Below are 17,397 nucleotides of genomic sequence, written 5' to 3' on the forward strand. Positions count from 1 at the left end.
AGTGTATCACGTACAACAACAAAAGTAAAGGGATTACCCTCTTATTCTTTCATAAAGATGGAAAGAGCCATTTTAATCTCTGTTTTAACCTCTTCCTCCTGTTCTTCTTCTAACCAACTAGTTAATCGAGGTTGCCAAATATCGCGTTCTTTTCGCCCCAATTTGCCAATCGCCCAAGCGGCTGTTCCGCGAATCACTGGCCGAACATCATGGGCTGCTTGCCAAATTTCAGGTAAAGCCGTTCGATCACCTAAGTTTGCTAAAGCAATAATCGCGTTTCTTTGCAAAGGTTTCTTACCACGCCAAGAACCTGCTAAATGACCAAACTTTTCTTTGAAGTCTTTATTAGATAGCGACAGCATCGGTTTTAATTTCGGATAAACGACCTCTATCTCTGGCTCCATTTCCTCATGAAAATGAAAATCTTTTCCCTTATTGTATGGGCAAACTAACTGACAAATATCGCAGCCATAAATTACATTATGCATCTTTTTTCGATATTCTTCAGGCATCATACCCTTTGTTTGTGTCTGATAAGACAAACAACGCTGCGCATTCATACGGCCATCGCCAAGTAAGGCCGAAGTAGGGCAAGCCGTAATACAACGGGTGCACTCCCCGCAACCAAAAGGTACAGGTTCGTCTGGTTCTAAACGAATATTAGTGACAATTTCACCCAAATAAACAAATGAACCATATTCTTCGGTAATCAACAGACCATTTCGCCCAATAAATCCAAGTCCGGCACGTTGGGCCACTGCAACATCAACCAATTCCCCTGTATCAACCTGTGGAGCAAATCGCCAGTCCTGTGCTTCTGTTTGATTGACCGCTTCTTCTTTAATGAACTCGATTAATTTGGCTAGACGATCTCTCAGAATATCATGGTAGTCAATCCCCCATGAAGCTCTAGCAAACTGTCCTCTTTTCTCATCACGAGGCGCTTTTTCACGAGCTCTTGTCGGGTATGCCAGCGCAATAGAAATAATCGTCTGAGGATTCTCAAACGTCCGTTCCAAATACAAACGCTCTTCAATCACCGGATGTTCAAATCCTGAAGTATGACCGTTTGCTTTTTGTTCTCTCAAAGATTCTTCTAAATAATCAAATGGTTCAGCCGAAGCGAAGCCAATTTTATCAATTCCCAATTGCTTACTTTGAGCAATGATTTTTTCTTTTAAGTTCATTTGTTCTATCGACTTCCTTCTATAGAAAAGGTGGCCTGCATCTATCTACTAAGCCACTTTATTAATTTAAGCAGGGGTTCACTTTTATCTGGTTCCATTATACACTAACTACTCCTTCAGATGAACGTTCGTCCTCCGTTTATCAGTGAATCATTTATTTTTTTCTATCCATCAAATAAAATCAACTACACGATTTCAGTGAAGCGACCGTTCGGCCAAAAAACGCCCAACTCCTCTGCTTGTAGACAGGGTTGGGCGTTTGATTCAATGAGATTAGCGGATGTACAAACCATATTCCAGTCCGCGTTTGGGATGGTTTATTTTTAAAAACTGGAGATTCTTTTCTTTAACTTCCCCTCTTGCCAATAAAAACAATGCTTCTCTATAGGTCGTCCAATAATCTGCTGAGGAACCTTTTTTCTCATCTGGTAGAACCTCAAAAAAATTATAAGAAACCAGTTTGGAGTTGATAATCTTATAAAAGACATCTGCTTGAATATCTGACATAGTGGTAAAATCCAAATAATGATTCGGATTGTCTTTAGTAATCTGACGTTGTTGTTCATAAGATAGCGTCTCTAATCTATCGGGACGTGCATTCTTTGTCAATTGATTATGCAAAATATTCACAAAAGGATTGTCTGCAACAAACTGTCCTTGATAAATATTTTCACGTAAGGAATTTAGCGTTTGAGTCATACTTGTTTCACCTAAAATATAAGGCCATAGTCGATTGTGGAAAGTCTCACCTTGTTTGGCAACCGCTCCAGAGATAAACCCAGAAGCAGACACACAAATAAAATAGTCAATAGAAGCTTGCTCGCTGAGATGATTGACTTCACCCCAACTCCAATAGCTATCAACATCAATCCCATTCACTACCAATTGTTGATGAGACCAGACAGCTTTTTTCTGATCGTTTAACCAATCATATTCTTTTTCCGCTTCTTTAAACAATTGATTTGTTTCTTCAATTAATTTATTGATGCGGGGCTTTTCTTGACGCTTCACTTCTGCTTTACCGTATGTATCTGAAACCACATTAACTAAGGTCTGATAATAAGCATGTTGCTTATCCATAAAACTCCTCCTTACTATCTAACAATAGAAAAATCCTCTTCTAGTATAGCAAACTTTTACTAAATGTACGAATTTCTCAAAAGATACATAAATTTTTGATTTCTTATCTTGGCAAGTTATACCCTATATTCCATTTGCTGTTCCTTTAACATGGAAAAAAAGAGCTAGACCAAAGTGAGGCTGCTGAAAAACACTCACAAAAAAACAGTGGAATTCTTCAAAAAAAAAGAATTTCACTGTTTTTTGTGTATTTTCATAATAATAAAGGGAATCTACCCTCTATTTCCCCGTATTTTCCTTTTCTAACTTGATAATTCGTTTCATATTAGCTAAAAACAGCGTACTCGCCCCTTGGATGGTCATCCCTAATAGACCACAGCTTTGTGCGGTTCCATAATTGTATCGACCTTTCAACTCCGCATTCTTAGCCTCTATTTTATACCGCTCTTTATAAAGCTCTTTAAATTCTTCGGTTTCCATATAATCCATATGAGCGATATGTGTATCTGACTTTATTTTTACTGAGAAAGTTTTTGTTTTCGCTCCATCAGTATAACAACCCTCGCGAAACGGACATCTTTTGCATTTTTCCACGTCAAAGAAATAGGCCTCTACACGCGAGTCTACTCCCTTTTTATCGCATTTACTTCCTGACTTTCTCTTTTTAATTGCCATGTGTCCTGCTAGGCAAACATACATTTCTGCATCTTTATTGTACGCGAATTTATCCTTGTTTTTTCCATTCCCATGAGTGACTGACTTACTTAACTTCGATACTAGTTTCATTCCGTTTGCTTTTGCGTAATTCAAATTATCCGTCTCTGAATACGCACCATCTCCAATAATTGCCTTGACTTCAATCCCTGCATGTTGGCTTTTTTCGACGAGTGTCTTCATTTCTTTGCCGTCAGGTTTTTCGCCACTGGTAATCGTCGCGGCTGTAACGATTCGTTCAGGAGTTAAAGCAAGGTGTGTTTTGTAGCCAAAAAAAGCGGTGTCCGCCGTCTTATGCCCAACTTTTGCCTCTTGATCTTTAGAAAATTCAAACGCTCCCTCTGTTTCTTCGATGCCTTCTTTTAAGTAATTCATTCGCTCCATCACGGCTGTGCAGTTATCAAAACCACCCTCTGTTTCAATCACTTTTATCACTTCATTTGCATAGTGGAGGGTGTCTTCAAGGATCCCCGTATGTTCCTTTTTCTTTGGCATTTTTTCTTTCATTTGAGGGGCAACAGCATACACGGCTTTTCTTACTTCTTTCGCTCGTTTGATAATTTCTTCTCTTGGCGAAACGTGTTGGAACATGGCATTCGAGTGGGTAGAATCTTGAATTAATTTATTTTCCACTTCAATTACGCCTTTGTCCAAGGCGATTTCGACAGTTTTTGTGAGAAGTAAGTCCAATAGATTCGTATTTTTCAAGCGTAGGTGACGGAACTTAGAAAGTAAGCTAGGAGCCATAAATTCAGTTTCTTCTGGTTCATATTCTAGGAAGTATTTCATTTGCATATCCGTACGTAAACGAGCAATCAAATCGCGGTCTGATAGCTTATACGAGGTTTTTAATAAGATTAGTTTAAAGAGGAGAATGGGGCATTCAGCTGGCCGACCAGCTGTTTCTGAATAATTTTGTTTTACTTCAGCATAAATAAAAGAAAAATCAACCGTTTCATTGATTTGTCTCCAAAAATTATCCTTTTCAATCAAAATATCATATAAACCTGAATACATGCCTACTTCTAAGCTCGTTTGACGTCCCTTATCTAGCATTTAAAACACTCCTTCCACTTCTTCTATTATACCAATAAATGGCTATACAATGGGTTTTTTATACAAAAAAAAAGAAAAATAGACGTTTTCTCAACCACTATTTTTCTTTATTTTTGTAAAATTGTCAGAGACTTTTTCAGCAGCCTCGACCAAAGTCCGCTCTTTTTTGTCGTTCTTATTTGACTAAATCAAGTAATTTTTGTTTTTGAGCATCTGTAAGCATATCCCCAACTTGAGATAAGTATTCTTCAACATCTTTTTTAGTTAAGGTATCTTTAACTTTTTCTAATTGATCATATATTTCTTGGAAGTCTTCATCTGAAATCTCGTAATCATCTAAATCATTATCATCTGCATCAGGCTCAATCGTATCGTACTCGTCACTACTAGCTGTTCCAACGGCATCTTCCATCAAGCTTTGTACTTCTTCATCTGAAATAATATCTAGCTTGTTAGGTTCCTTAACTTTATCTTTTGATTTTTTAGGAGTCATGTTCAAAGTGATTTTAATTTCTGCTTTTTCTTGCTTAACGGTCATTTTCATAGTATTTTTATTTGTTTTTGTGTCAATTGATACCGTGAAATCTAGCGTATCCAATTCTTTCAATGGCTCAATAGATTCTTCTACGTATTTTTTTATTTGTTTCGATCCATTCTCTTTTGCATATTTAGCAAAGTCTAGCATCTCATCTTTTGTAAATGTGTGTGATAGTTTATCACCATCTTTTTTGAAGTCATCATCTTTCAGTTGTTTCTCTACATACTCTCTAAATAAGTCATTTAGTTTTCCATCTTTTAATTCTGTAAGCAATTCTTTATCGGCCGTTTTATCTGTCTGTTGATTTAGGCCAGACTCGTCATAAAGTTTCTCTGTAATAGGAATGTACTTCGTTTTTAATTCAGTCATTTTAGCTTGGTCAAGTTTAAGTGGCACACCAAATGAAGAAACTAACTCAATTACACCAGTATAAGTCGCACCAGATAGGTAACTTTTCTCATCTATTTGAATCATTTGAACTGGAACCGTTTTTCCAAAGGCTTCAAGCTTCAAATTTAATTCCATCTTTTTTCCTTCGCTGTCTATTAAAGTATCACCTGAAAGTTTCATATCTTTAATTTGTGTAACAATCATTGCTACTTGACCGCTTGTTTCTTCATCCGCATCAATTTTTAAGTCGTCTACTTTTAAATCAAATTCGGTCGCATTATACTCTTTGGTATCTGCTTGTTTTTTATATGCATCCATGAACTGTTCTTTTGTTGATTTCCCTTGACAACCGGCCAATAAAAAGAGCCCAGCTACTGCCCCAACAAGTAATGTTGCTTTTTTCATTTATTACTTCATCCCTTTCCTGCGCTTTTTTTAGCGCTCCTTCAATTATAATATAAATTATAAATAAAGGGTAGATGAATATTTAAATTTTATGTTATTTTAATTTAATCTGTTTCGTTGCGACTTTCGTTAAAAAAGTAACGTCATGTTCGATTAAAAGCATCGTTGGTTTGACTGACAAGATCAGTTGTTCTAGCTGTTCTTGGTTAAAAACATCTAAATAGTTCAACGGTTCATCCCAAATATATAATTCTGCTGAAACCGATAAAGATTTTGCAACCTCCACTTTTTTTCGTTGGCCCATGCTCATTTGTTGAATGGGGTTATGAAAAACCTCTCGTTCCATCCCTAGTTTGGTCAAATTATTCAAGAAGATCGAATAATCTAATTTATTCGCTTCTGCAAATTCTTGGAGGGTTCCTGTGTTATCCTCATAGTTTTGCCGAACGTAACTAATTTGTGTCGTCGGTGAGTTCTGTACATCACCTACAACCTTGCCATCAAATTGGTCTAGTAAATAGCGAATAATACTTGATTTTCCAGAACCATTTGGACCTGTGATTGCCACTCTATCATGTTTGTTAACTTCAAAACTGATAGGTTCAAATAAATAATCTTCTCCATAACCCAAGCTTAGGTTTTCAACCGTCAATAATCGTTGCTTATGCGATGGTTGATAATTCATGTGTAAAGGATCAATGTACTCGATGTCCTTCAGTAGTTTTTCTTTTTCTGTTGCTTGTGTTTCCATTCGTGTAACAATCGCCTTGGAACGTTTCATCGTTCGCGCCGCATCAGCTCCTATTGACCCTTTGTTAACCCGTCTGTTCTCCGTATCAATAAAGCCAGTTCTGCTTTTCGTTTTGTCTCCTTCTCTAGAACGAGACCATTCTGCTTTTTCGGCCGCGGTTTTTTTCAAACGAGAGACTTCTTTTTTCAGCTTGGCATTTTGGGCCTGCTCAAACTCATCTCTCAGACGCTTTTGTTCCTCGTAAACAGAGAAATTCCCTTGGTATAAAACTAATTGGCTTTTTTCAATAGAAAGAACATGATCCACCACTTCATCTACAAAATTTCGATCATGACTAACAACAATAAAGCCCTGTTTTTTCTTCTTCAAATATTCAGCCACTTGTTGTCTGCCGAGTAAATCTAAGTGATTGGTTGGCTCATCAATCAAAGGAAAATGCATTTGATCAATAAATAATAAAGCCAATAATACTTTTGTCTGTTCCCCACCAGAAAGTGAGGGGAAGTCGCGCCACAAAATATCTGGAGACAGATGGAGTAAATTCAGCTCACGTTCAAGCTCCCATTGCTCAAAGGTACAAATATCATTCAGTACATAATACGTTAATTGGTTTTTATCTTTGATTTTTTGTGGGAAATACACAAACGCCAATTGATGATTTATTTTCCCTTGATAAGGAAGGTTCCCTTGTAAAATATTTAATAAAGTCGTTTTACCACGTCCATTTCTTCCGATCAGCCCTAGTTTCCAGCGTTCATCAAAGTTTAGTGTGGCTTGGTCAAATAACAACCCCTCTTGATTGTCATAACCAAATGATAAATTTTTAATTTCTATTTTGGACATCTTCTCACCTCATAAAAAATAACCCGTCCAATTTTCAGGGCAGGCTACAAAAACAGCTTTTATGAGATCAAAAAAGAGACCTCGCATCAAAAGCTTAAGCCAATCCTGAAAATCTGCACACTAACCCCTTGGTAGGTTTTAGTCTGAATGCAGCTTCAACAGTTTGACTTAAATTCTCAATGCGCGATCCCTCACTTTACGTTTATAATATCAAAATGATAGCACGCCTACCGATAAGCTGTCAACACTTGTCGCTTTATTTTATTTGCCGAATTCAAAAAATGGTAAAGTCACAGCTCACAGCAGTTTGAGTAATTTTGCTCAGTTCTGTACATGCTATCATCGAATTGAGTAGCTAAAAAATGCTTCATACCGCCAATTTTTAGTCTCTCATATACTGATTCCTTAAGACACGTCACTTTTATTTGAAAGCTTAGACAACAAGAAGTACCCGCTCAGATTAGCCGTGAATAGTACCTAAAAATTTATTTGTTAAATGTTTCAACCGGCTGACTGACTTCAACTTTGGTTCCCTCAAACGTTTGCTTTACGTAGTCTTGCACCTCTTTACTGGATATTTCGTTCTTGATTTCCTAATACATCCGTTTGTATACCACTACTAAGGGATTCAAGCACATTCTAATTAATCAAAACCGCTTGTGTCCGTATCTATACTAAACAGTTCAAAGTCAATATCAAGGTCACAAAAATTAAAGCTAGGCATTGCGTTAACTCAATACCTCCACAGAATATAAAATGATTTTTCTTTATTTTTCAAATTATTTATGCACTCTTTCATATTACATAATAAGTTTCCTTCATTATAAAAGTTAAACATTCTTGGATTTACTTCAGTTACTTTCATATATACAACATTAATATCTTAGAAAAATTGAGTGGTAGAAATTTTCTAGTTGCAACAAACTGCTGATCCTCAAAATTGAATTATTTGAATCATATGCTTGAATGAACTGAATTTATCTTCAATAATTTTTTCTACCACTAACTCCAAGTATGTTACTTTTCATTTATAGAAATATATGCATTTCTATCTGGAGCTAATTTAGCCATGTCACTAATGTTTTTTATTACTGACTTCATTTTTACAATCTCCTATTTTTTTGTTCTGATGAGAACTAAAGAACACATCAGGAATGCCAATGAAAAGCCTAATAAGACAGTCATGTTTGTTATTATACTTGACATATTTCCATTGCTTACTATAATCTTCTGAAACCCTTCAAGAGCCCAAGATTGAGGAACTATTTTTGCAATTTTTTGCATCATTTCGGGCATTAATCTTAAAGGAACCATAGTCCCTCCCAACGCAGCAGAAAATAGAACTATGAACAAGGAATAACCTGTAAGTTGTGAATCAGTTTTTGCTACTAATGATAGTAAAGCCCCTAAAGACGTGCTACATAAAGATAAAATAGCTATCATTACCAGCAAGGCAAACGAATCTTTTCCAAGACTCATTTGAAATGCTAAACTTCCAAATAGAAACAACAAAAGAATTTGAAAGAAATTCACTATATAGTTTGGAATGAATTTTCCAAAATACAAATCAAACGAACTAGCTTTAGATATTAATAATCTCTTCCATGTTCCACTTTCTCTTTCTTTCAAAAATGATTTTCCTGACCACATCACAATAAAGAAGGCAAACATGACAGCATAGCCAGGAACATTTTGCTGAAATGAGTTTGGTGATGTTTTCTGATCGTTACTAAATACATTTTCAACAGAGATATTTTGCTTTTCTACTTCTTCCTTCATCAATTTTTCGGTATCTTTACTAATACTTTCTTCTTTATCCTCGTTTTGAGGACTATCAATTGATAATTCCATGCCTAATTGACCTTCAATGCCTTTAACAGTTCCCGTGATAGCATCATTAACAAATTTATTAGTCATGTCTGCCTGTTTTCTACCATAGCTCTCTAATTGGTACTTAACTTCAAAAGCTCTAGAAACTCCTATAATTGACTGAATCAATACATTCGCTGTAGTAGCTTGAGTAGCATCAGAAAACATTTCGATATTAATTTTAGCATTATCAATTATTGACTTTTCAAAACCTTCAGGTATTGTGAACAAAACAATATATCTATTCTCTTTCTTGTATTTAGAAAAGTCTTCTACTGTACTTATTTTTTCTAATTTGATCCCTTTTGACTCTTCAATTTTGGTCAAATAGTCACGAGATACTTTCGTGTTATCTTTGTCGAAATATCCTAAGGTAACTGGATTATCATTACTGCCGTACTCATTTTTTAGTGCAAAGCTCATGATGGTCATAAACATCAATGGCAATATTAATAGTACAACTAGCGCACTAGGATCTTTTAATAGAATTTTTATATCTTTTATTGCAATATATTTCCATCTCATTTTCATTATCCCTCCCTTAACTCTTTACCAGTTAGTATTAAGAACAACGTATCTAAGTTGGGAGAAGAATAATTTAGTGAATCAATTGTAATGTTGTTTTTGCTTGTCTTATCTAACAATTCTTTTGTTATCTCTTCTATACTTTTATTAATACTAAAATAATAGGTTTCTTGCCTCACACTTAAAAATTTGACTTCAGGAATTTCTTCAATTATTGAAACTAGCTCATCATTAATAGATGAATTTTTAACTGTAAGCTCCAAAATACTCTTTCCTAAACTCTGTAACAGTTCCTTAGTTCGACCTTTCAAAATAACCTTTCCTTCGTCAATTATATAAATAGAATCGCATAGTTTTTCTACTTCATCCATATAGTGAGTAGTATAAACTAGTGTTTTACCTGCATCCTTTAAATTATTGATTATCTCATAAATATAATTTCTTGATTGAGGATCAATTCCTACTGTAGGCTCATCGAAAAAAAGAATTTGTGGATCATGAACTAAAGCAGCTCCAATATTTATTCTTCTTTTCATCCCGCCTGAATAAGTCTTTACTGTTTTTTTAGCCTTACTCTCTAATCCAACCATAGTAATGATATCTTTAACTTTATTTTTAACTTTTTTTCGATCATTGATGTACATAGATCCAAAAAAAGCTAAATTATCTACAGCATTTAATTCTTCATACAGCGCAATATCTTGTGGAACATAACCGATGTTTTCTTTAGGAATTTTTTCTTCCCCATTATAAAAAATTGAACCACTGTCTTGTTCATCTAAACCAGTTAAAATATTAATCAAGGTTGATTTCCCAGCACCATTAGGACCTAGTAAGCCAGTCATCTCCCCTTCTTTAATAGAAATATTTTCTATATTAAGTGCTTCATAATCCCCATATCTTTTAACCAAATTATCTATTTTTACAAAATCCATATGATCTCCCTTTTCATTTTTTTTGAATAGACTATGTTAGATCTTCTATATAAACTGAGATATCCTCTTTATATCCTAAATATTTACTCATTCTAAAATGATTCAATGCTTTCTTACGATTTCCTCCAATTTCTTTAGGAGTTTTATATAATAACATGCCCAATAAATAATGAGCAAAGGGATCATATGGATTCCTTTGCTCCTGCCATATAGGAATTAGTATCTCCAAAGAATACAGTACTCATATCCATTTTACTTGTAAAGGTCACAACAAAACTAGATATTATCGTACCAACAACTATATTCACTCCTTTGAAACTCAATATCACTAGTAAAAACACTGCTAATAAAATCCCTATAAATTGCATTTTCTCCTCCAATTCCCACTCAGTATCAACATAAGTTTACCTATTTTTAAAATAACAGTCAATATATTTTTTCGCTTCAAAAAACTACAAAGAGAGCGTTGACAACAACAAATTTTTTCACAGTCTCATTCCTATTTAAAACGCTTTTAGGTGCTCCATTTTGATTTATGTCTAAATTCCTAGCTTTTGACTGTTCAAAAAATTTTATGTACTTAGCTTAGTAAATAGTTTAGTTGTTTAATATCTAATTTTTTATCCAAGCAACCATATATTCATTAGATTTTATTTACATTTAATTCGAAATGTATAGACACAATCAACTTTTAAGTGTCCATTTTTAGTTGTGCTATAAAATTACTCCTTTGCTTTTTTATAAGATCTATCTTCTGGAAATAGCATTTATTGAAGTATTTGCTCGATGGTATTTCTTTATTTATCCATAGATATTAGAGATGTTCATGTGAATTTTCCAACCCATTAACTTGCGTATTTATATTAGAAATAACTGACTTGATCTATATTTAATTTAAGCAATAAATAAAAAATATTTCAGTTGAAAAACAACTAGATTTTCTGATTTACAAATGTAAATCAAGGTCAAACACTCTATTCACTTAAACCACAAAAACGCTCTATCCATCGTCTAATAAGGGATAGAGCGTTTACATAAAATTCTATTGTGCTACTATGATATAGCTCCACCAATGTCAGCAGTTTTGCTTCCTTCACTCGACTTTTTTTGGTCGCTAAGATATTGATACTCTCTTTTGTCTCTTCGTTAACCTCTTCATAATAAAGTGCATCCTTTAAGACATTCAAACCTCCTTCTAAAGCAACCGTATTACTAATTAATGCCAAATCAACATCTGGCAATATCCGCATGCTTTGAGGCTACATAAGCGGACATACCACGATAGGGATTTTTTCCTGCTTGAGAAGAAATCAAGATAACTCGCCCCCGCTTTTTCTGATTTTGCATCTCTTTCACGACATACTTACAAGTGAGATAGACCCCGCGTGTATTGACTGCCAAGACGTGGTCAAAATCGCTTGTTTGACTCTCAGTTAGAAAATCCATGGTAGAAACTCCTGCTACCTCAACAAAAATATCAGGAATCAGTGACGTCTCACTAAGTTGTTTCACTACCTGTTGGACGTTTTTTTCTATCGCTACGTCAATATGCACCTGCCAGTAAGTAGCCGTTCTTTTTTCTAATAAATGATTTCCATAAGCAACGTCTGCATCTATCACTAACGCCCCTTCTTGTAGAAACGTGGTAACAATCGCAGCACCAATACCGCTTGCTCCACCGATTACTAAGACAACTTTTTTATTCAACCCGAATTGATTCATCGCCACTCCTCACTTCTATACTAAGTGACGTTCAAATGCTTGATCGCTAACGCCCTCTTCCAAGACCAGCTTCGCCCACTCTTTTGCGGCGAATAACGAATGATCCTTGTAATTTCCACAGCTCACAATATCTGTCCCTTGAACAGCTTCCCATTTTATTTCATGGACAATCTTTTCTAATGCTTCTTTTAACGCTCGCGCAATTTCAGTCGATGAAGGATTGCCCCAAACAATTAGATGAAAGCCAGTTCGGCAACCAAATGGTGAGCAATCAATAATCCCTTCGACGCGGTCTCTCAATAAATCGGCTAACAAATGTTCAAGCGTATGCAAACCAGCTGTCGGTATCGCGTTTTCATTTGGTGTAACAAACCGTAAATCAAAATTGGTTAAAACATCCCCCTTAGGCCCTGTTTCAGTGGCAATTTCTCTAACATAAGGCGCCTTTACTTTCGTATGGTCTAATGTAAAACTTTCTACTTCTGCCATGTTCATTCTCTCCTTGTTATAAGTCAGTCAACTATTTTTTTGTTTTCCTTATAACTCATTTACCGAAATTTTTGGGACGATAAATTAAAGCTACGCCCCCCAAACCTCTTCTGCAATGGATTTGACAAAAGCAATCTTTTGCCACTGCTCCTCTTCAGTCAAAATATTTCCTTCCTCAGTCGAAGCAAAACCACACTGAGTGCTCAAACATAAATCATCTAAAGGTACATAGGTTGTCGCTTCATGAATTCGATCAATCACATCTTGACGATTTTCTAACACGCCACTTTTGGATGTAATTAACCCTAGCACGACTTTTTTATTTTCGATATGTTTTAACGGCTCAAATCCACCTGAACGGTCACTGTCATATTCTAAGTAATAAGCATCAACTTGTTCTTCGCCAAACAAAGCATCCGCCACATCTTCATAACCACCTGATGCAGCCCAAGTAGAATGATAATTTCCGCGACACACATGCGTGGTAACGGCCAAATCTTCTGGTAGCCCCTCAAAAACAGCATTATTTGTTGCTAGATAAAGTTTTTTCAACTCGTTTCGAACTTCTTTTTCATCTGTAGTGCCTTGTGTATCCGCAATAAAACCTTTAGGTAAAGGAGCCACTAAAACACCCCATGTACAATCGTCAAACTGAATCACTCGTGCACCTGCTGCATATAAGTCAGAGATGACCTGTTTGTATGCTTGTGTAATATCTGCCACAAGATCCTCCACACTCGCATAAAATTCATCCACTGTAGCACGATTGTCTGGACTTAGTAACTCAACTAAAAGCTGAGCCGGCGCGGGAATAGTTTGTTTCACTTCGATACCTTCTGATGTATGCGCTCGAGTAAATTTATAGTCGGCAACAAAGGGGTGATTTTCTCCTGAGATTTTCCCTGTGACAATCACTGTTCCTGGTCTTGTTTCCTCACCATGGAAAAAGTAGCCATGATTCGGTACATGAAAGGAGATTCCTTTTAAGCCCCAAAAGAAATCAAGATGCCACCAGCTACGACGAAACTCACCATCTGTAACGGCCTTTAGTCCTACTTGCTCTTGTTTTTTTATTAAAGAGATAATTTCTTGATCTTCAACAGCTCTCAATTCTTCTTGAGTAATTTCCCCCGCTTCAAGTGCTTTTCGGGCATCCTTTAGCGCTTGTGTTCTCAGATAACTTCCTACCACATCATAGCGGTAAGGTGAAACGGTACGTTTTGTTAGTGTTTGATTGGTCATTTTTTATTCCTCCATTTTTTTATAAAATTAAAAAAAGCACTCGTCCCTTTGCCTGCCGATTCTTCGACAAACAAAGGGACGAATGCTTTTCGCGTTACCACCCTCATTTATACTTCCCTCACGGAAAAAGTACCTCATCGGTTCCTGTTGAAACCCGGCAATATAACGGTTGCACCCGTTCATATGGCGTGAACCATATAAAAACTCAGAGCTCATCTTCACAAACTTGCTCAGTTCCCTTTCTCACCATCCGGGTTCTCTTGCCTCAGCGTATTTGTTACTCTTCTCTTCAATGTAAATTAAAATTCAATTAGATGTTGAGGTTAGTTTACTTCTTGAATTTTCATTTGTCAACTACTTTTTTAATCTTTCCATTTTCCAGAGACCAAAATTCCAAAGTGGTCACTGACAATTGGTGTCTCTTTTCCATCAAAAATGACTTCATAATTTGAGACCTCAAACAACTCAGAGGTAAAAATATAATCAATGCGTAAACGCTCGTTATTATTTTCCCAGCCGTCGATAATCTTTTCAACGGTCGCGTCTCCGACTATCTCTTCAGCAAGCAAGTAAGAGTCAGTAAGTGGTAGTTGACTAGCCAACACTTGGCCGTAGCCTTCACCTATGATATGTGCAGGATTATTCAAATCCCCTAGCATAAATATTGGCTGTCTCTTTTTTGAAAGAAGCTCCTTTGTGTTTCGCCACTCATAAGAAAAGCCACTGTTTTGATCAATCCACCAAGAAAAATGGCTACTCATCACATAAATAGTTTTCCCACCTAGCTCAGTTGTGGCTCCTATTAGGCAGCGTGTATGATAATCCGTAAACTCTTTTGTCTCTGAAACAACCAACGATTCCGCTTCAAGTGGAGTCTTAGATAGAATGGCCGCGCCTTCTTCATAGATGTCATAACCAATATGACTGGGCATCCAACACCAATGATAGTTACTGCCTAATTCTTTGAGACGTTTGACCAGTAAATAGGCAAAATTATCTTCATGTATAGCTACTTGTTTAACTGTCGGATGAAAGGTTTCATCTAAAGTAACCTTTGCACTATCGATACGTTGATTTACTTCCTGTAAAGCAATCACAGCGACATCCTTTGCATGAATGACTTGTGCTAGAGCCTCTAATTTATCTAAAGGCTTTTCTTCAATCCAACTATGGGTATTCAGTGTCAGTAAATTCATATCCCCACTCCTTTTGTTCTCTTACTAGATTGAAAGACCATGACATGAGTCACAGCCTTTCCTTTGTTATTTTACACTAATTTTTCTGTTTCTTTAGCAAACTCTTGGTACTTTTTATTTAGATGTTTAGGTAGCCCACGTTTGACTTAGCGGGCATTTCTCCCGTCTTCATCAGATGGTACTCAGCTATTTTCTCTCCGTTTGTAAAGACCACTAACATTGTTGTCATTTTGCCTGCTGCTTTAATTTTTTCTAAGTCAGCATTTGCGATTGGAGTCGAAGCCGTCACTTCTTGCCCTTCTGAAACGAAAATTTCGAAAGCTGTTTCCTTCATTTCCACCGTATCAATTCCCATATGGATTAGAACATCCACACCATCAGCTGTTTGAATCCCTAGTGCATGTTTTGTCGGGAAAATGCTGACGATTTTCCCAGAGACTGGCGCATAAATTTTGTTATCTGTTGGAATTACGGCAAATCCGTCACCCATCATTTTTTGTGAAAAGACTTGATCATCAACTTCCTCAATAGGAATGACTGTTCCATCAACTAATGAAAACAACTCTTCTTTTTTGCCCAGGAAGGCTTGCGTTGTTGTATGAGCAGCTGTAGGAGCAGGTGTTCCCTCAGATTTAGGAATAGCAACTCCTGAGTTTAATAGATCTTCAATATCTGATTTTAAAACGTCCGCTTTCGGTCCATAAACCGCTTGAACGCCATTATCCTTGACAATCAAGCCCATTGCTCCAGCTTTTTTCCAAGCTTCTTCTTTGGCGACCTTGTCATGGGCGTTGACACTTACACGCAGTCGAGTCATACACGCGTCAACCTCTTTAATGTTTTCGCGACCGCCTAGTAAATTGATAATATCAATCACTTGTTGATTGGCAGTTGAGGCGTTTCCTGAAGTTTCATTGGTTTCTACTGCTTCCCCATCGTAGTTCCCATTTCTACCTGGCGTTGCATAGTTAAATTTTTTAATTAAGAAATTTGCTATAAAATAAGTCACAACTGCAAAAAGAATCACCATCAAAACAAAGTTAATCAAATCGCCACCAAGACCAGCTTTAATTGCTAGTGGTGTTCGAGTCAACAATTCAATATTTCCAAATGAGTGCACACGTAAAGATAGAATATCCGCCATGGCAAAAGCGAGTCCTTGAATGATCGAATACACGATATATAAAGGCACCGCAGCAAACATAAACATAAATTCAAGTGGTTCTGTCACACCTGTTAAGAACACGGCTAAAGCTGCCGAAAAATACATTGATTTATAATTCTTCCGTTTATCTGCATCGACATTTTTGTACATCGCATAAGAAAGTCCCATCAAAATACCAGATGAACCAATCATTTGACCTACTTTAAAACGAGCTGGCGTCCAATTTTCTAAAACGAAATTATATTGAGACATATCGCCTGCCCCTTTTAAGTTCACTAGGTCTGTAGCCCATGCAAGCCATAGTGGATCTTGACCGAAGACTTGTGTGCCCGCTTGTGCACCAGAAAGAATTTCGTACGTTCCGCCGAGCTGAGTATAGTTGATTGGAATCGTCAGCATGTGGTGCAAACCAAATGGTAACAACAGACGCTCCAATGTCCCATATAGGAACGGGGCTAACACTGGGGCTGTATCTTGCGACTGAGCAATCCATAAACCAAAGTTGTTAATTCCCGCTTGAATATAAGGCCACACAACTGCCAGTAACAAAGCGACAATAGTGGACCAAAGAATGACCACAAACGGCACAAACCGTTTCCCATTAAAGAAAGAAAGAGCATCAGGTAATTTTCTAAAGTTATAGTATTTGTTGAAGGCCATAGCACCCACAAACCCGGCGATAATCCCAACGAAGACCCCCATATTTAAAGCAGGTGCTTCTAGAACACTTGTAAAGAATCCTTTAACCATAATCTTTGTTCCAAATAAGGTATGTGTATAGGCTTCTTCATTGGCTAACATCTCACTAGTTACACCAAAGATGGCGCCAGTGATTCGATTAATTAAAACAAAAGAAATCCCAGCAGCAAATGCTCCACCTGCACGTTCCTTAGCCCAGCTTCCGCCAATCGCTAAAGCAAATAGTAAATGTAGGTTGCCGATAATCCCCCAACCTAATGTTTCAATCACACTCCCTGTTGTCACGAGTGGTGCCCAATCAGGATTAATTAGTGGGATTGATTTCCCTATACTAATCATTAACCCGGCAGCAGGCATCACTGCCACAACAACCATTAAGGCTTTTCCAAACTTTTGCCAAAATTCAAAACTAAATAACTTTTTCATACTTTCCGCTCCTTTGCGCAATCGGTTTCGTTTACAAAACTATTATAGCGACTAAATTATTTTTTGTAAACAGAAAAAGAAAATTCTTTTGTTAAAGATACGTCCTAAAAAATCGAAATGGATATCACAGACGCTTTGGCAATCGCTTTTGTTGCGCCATCGATA

14 protein-coding genes and 1 other annotated feature are annotated in these 17,397 nt (G+C 36.6%); all 14 genes read right to left on the bottom strand.

The genetic code is table 11. The annotated features are described in order from the left end of the window. Positions 1 to 41: 41 nt before the first annotated feature. The gene (queG, locus tag IGI37_RS13365; RefSeq protein ID WP_438762487.1) at positions 42 to 1,187 is read right to left on the bottom strand and encodes a tRNA epoxyqueuosine(34) reductase QueG; all 1,146 of its coding nucleotides are present in this window, start codon (positions 1,185 to 1,187) and stop codon (positions 42 to 44) included. Positions 1,188 to 1,460: 273 nt separating this feature from the next. Further along, the gene (locus IGI37_RS13370) at positions 1,461 to 2,267 is read right to left on the bottom strand and encodes a hypothetical protein (RefSeq protein WP_438762489.1); all 807 of its coding nucleotides are present in this window, start codon (positions 2,265 to 2,267) and stop codon (positions 1,461 to 1,463) included. 279 nt (positions 2,268 to 2,546) lie between these two features. Next, entirely contained in the window at positions 2,547 to 4,037 is a 1,491-nt protein-coding gene (locus IGI37_RS13375) for an IS1182 family transposase (protein ID WP_438759380.1), read from the bottom strand. 175 nt (positions 4,038 to 4,212) lie between these two features. Further along, entirely contained in the window at positions 4,213 to 5,370 is a 1,158-nt protein-coding gene (locus IGI37_RS13380) for a hypothetical protein (protein WP_438762491.1), read from the bottom strand. Between the two features lie 94 nt (positions 5,371 to 5,464). After that, positions 5,465 to 6,964, bottom strand: coding sequence for an Lsa family ABC-F type ribosomal protection protein (locus IGI37_RS13385; RefSeq protein WP_438762493.1), 1,500 nt, complete (start codon positions 6,962 to 6,964; stop codon positions 5,465 to 5,467). Positions 6,965 to 8,077: 1,113 nt separating this feature from the next. Beyond that, positions 8,078 to 9,358 carry an ABC transporter permease gene (locus IGI37_RS13390; RefSeq protein ID WP_438762494.1) on the bottom strand — a complete coding sequence of 427 codons (1,281 nt, stop codon included), beginning with the start codon at positions 9,356 to 9,358 and terminating at the stop codon, positions 8,078 to 8,080. A gap of 5 nt (positions 9,359 to 9,363) precedes the next feature. Continuing rightward, positions 9,364 to 10,293 (bottom strand): ABC transporter ATP-binding protein, encoded by a 930-nt coding sequence (locus IGI37_RS13395; RefSeq protein WP_438762495.1) that lies wholly within the window; start codon positions 10,291 to 10,293, stop codon positions 9,364 to 9,366. Positions 10,294 to 10,475: 182 nt separating this feature from the next. Beyond that, positions 10,476 to 10,661, bottom strand: a complete 186-nt coding sequence (locus IGI37_RS13400; protein WP_438762496.1) for a hypothetical protein — start codon at positions 10,659 to 10,661, stop codon at positions 10,476 to 10,478. A gap of 606 nt (positions 10,662 to 11,267) precedes the next feature. Further along, positions 11,268 to 11,543, bottom strand: a complete 276-nt coding sequence (locus IGI37_RS13405; protein ID WP_438762498.1) for a MetQ/NlpA family ABC transporter substrate-binding protein — start codon at positions 11,541 to 11,543, stop codon at positions 11,268 to 11,270. Then, entirely contained in the window at positions 11,521 to 12,015 is a 495-nt protein-coding gene (locus IGI37_RS13410; RefSeq protein ID WP_438762500.1) for an SDR family NAD(P)-dependent oxidoreductase, read from the bottom strand. Before IGI37_RS13410 ends, IGI37_RS13405 begins: the two co-directional genes overlap by 23 nt. 15 nt (positions 12,016 to 12,030) lie before the next feature. After that, positions 12,031 to 12,504, bottom strand: coding sequence for an S-ribosylhomocysteine lyase (locus IGI37_RS13415; RefSeq protein WP_438762502.1), 474 nt, complete (start codon positions 12,502 to 12,504; stop codon positions 12,031 to 12,033). A gap of 90 nt (positions 12,505 to 12,594) precedes the next feature. Further along, positions 12,595 to 13,746, bottom strand: coding sequence for a 5-methyltetrahydropteroyltriglutamate--homocysteine S-methyltransferase (locus IGI37_RS13420; protein WP_438762504.1), 1,152 nt, complete (start codon positions 13,744 to 13,746; stop codon positions 12,595 to 12,597). Positions 13,747 to 13,817: 71 nt separating this feature from the next. Then, positions 13,818 to 14,048, bottom strand: a binding site (T-box leader). A gap of 60 nt (positions 14,049 to 14,108) precedes the next feature. Beyond that, complete coding sequence (locus tag IGI37_RS13425; protein WP_438762505.1) at positions 14,109 to 14,942, bottom strand: endonuclease/exonuclease/phosphatase family protein; 834 nt, start codon at positions 14,940 to 14,942, stop codon at positions 14,109 to 14,111. 118 nt (positions 14,943 to 15,060) lie between these two features. Continuing rightward, complete coding sequence (locus IGI37_RS13430; protein WP_438762507.1) at positions 15,061 to 17,232, bottom strand: PTS transporter subunit IIBC; 2,172 nt, start codon at positions 17,230 to 17,232, stop codon at positions 15,061 to 15,063. Positions 17,233 to 17,397 lie beyond the last annotated feature (165 nt).

The organism is Enterococcus sp. AZ194, from assembly GCF_051713825.1.
Taxonomy (GTDB): domain Bacteria; phylum Bacillota; class Bacilli; order Lactobacillales; family Enterococcaceae; genus Enterococcus_K.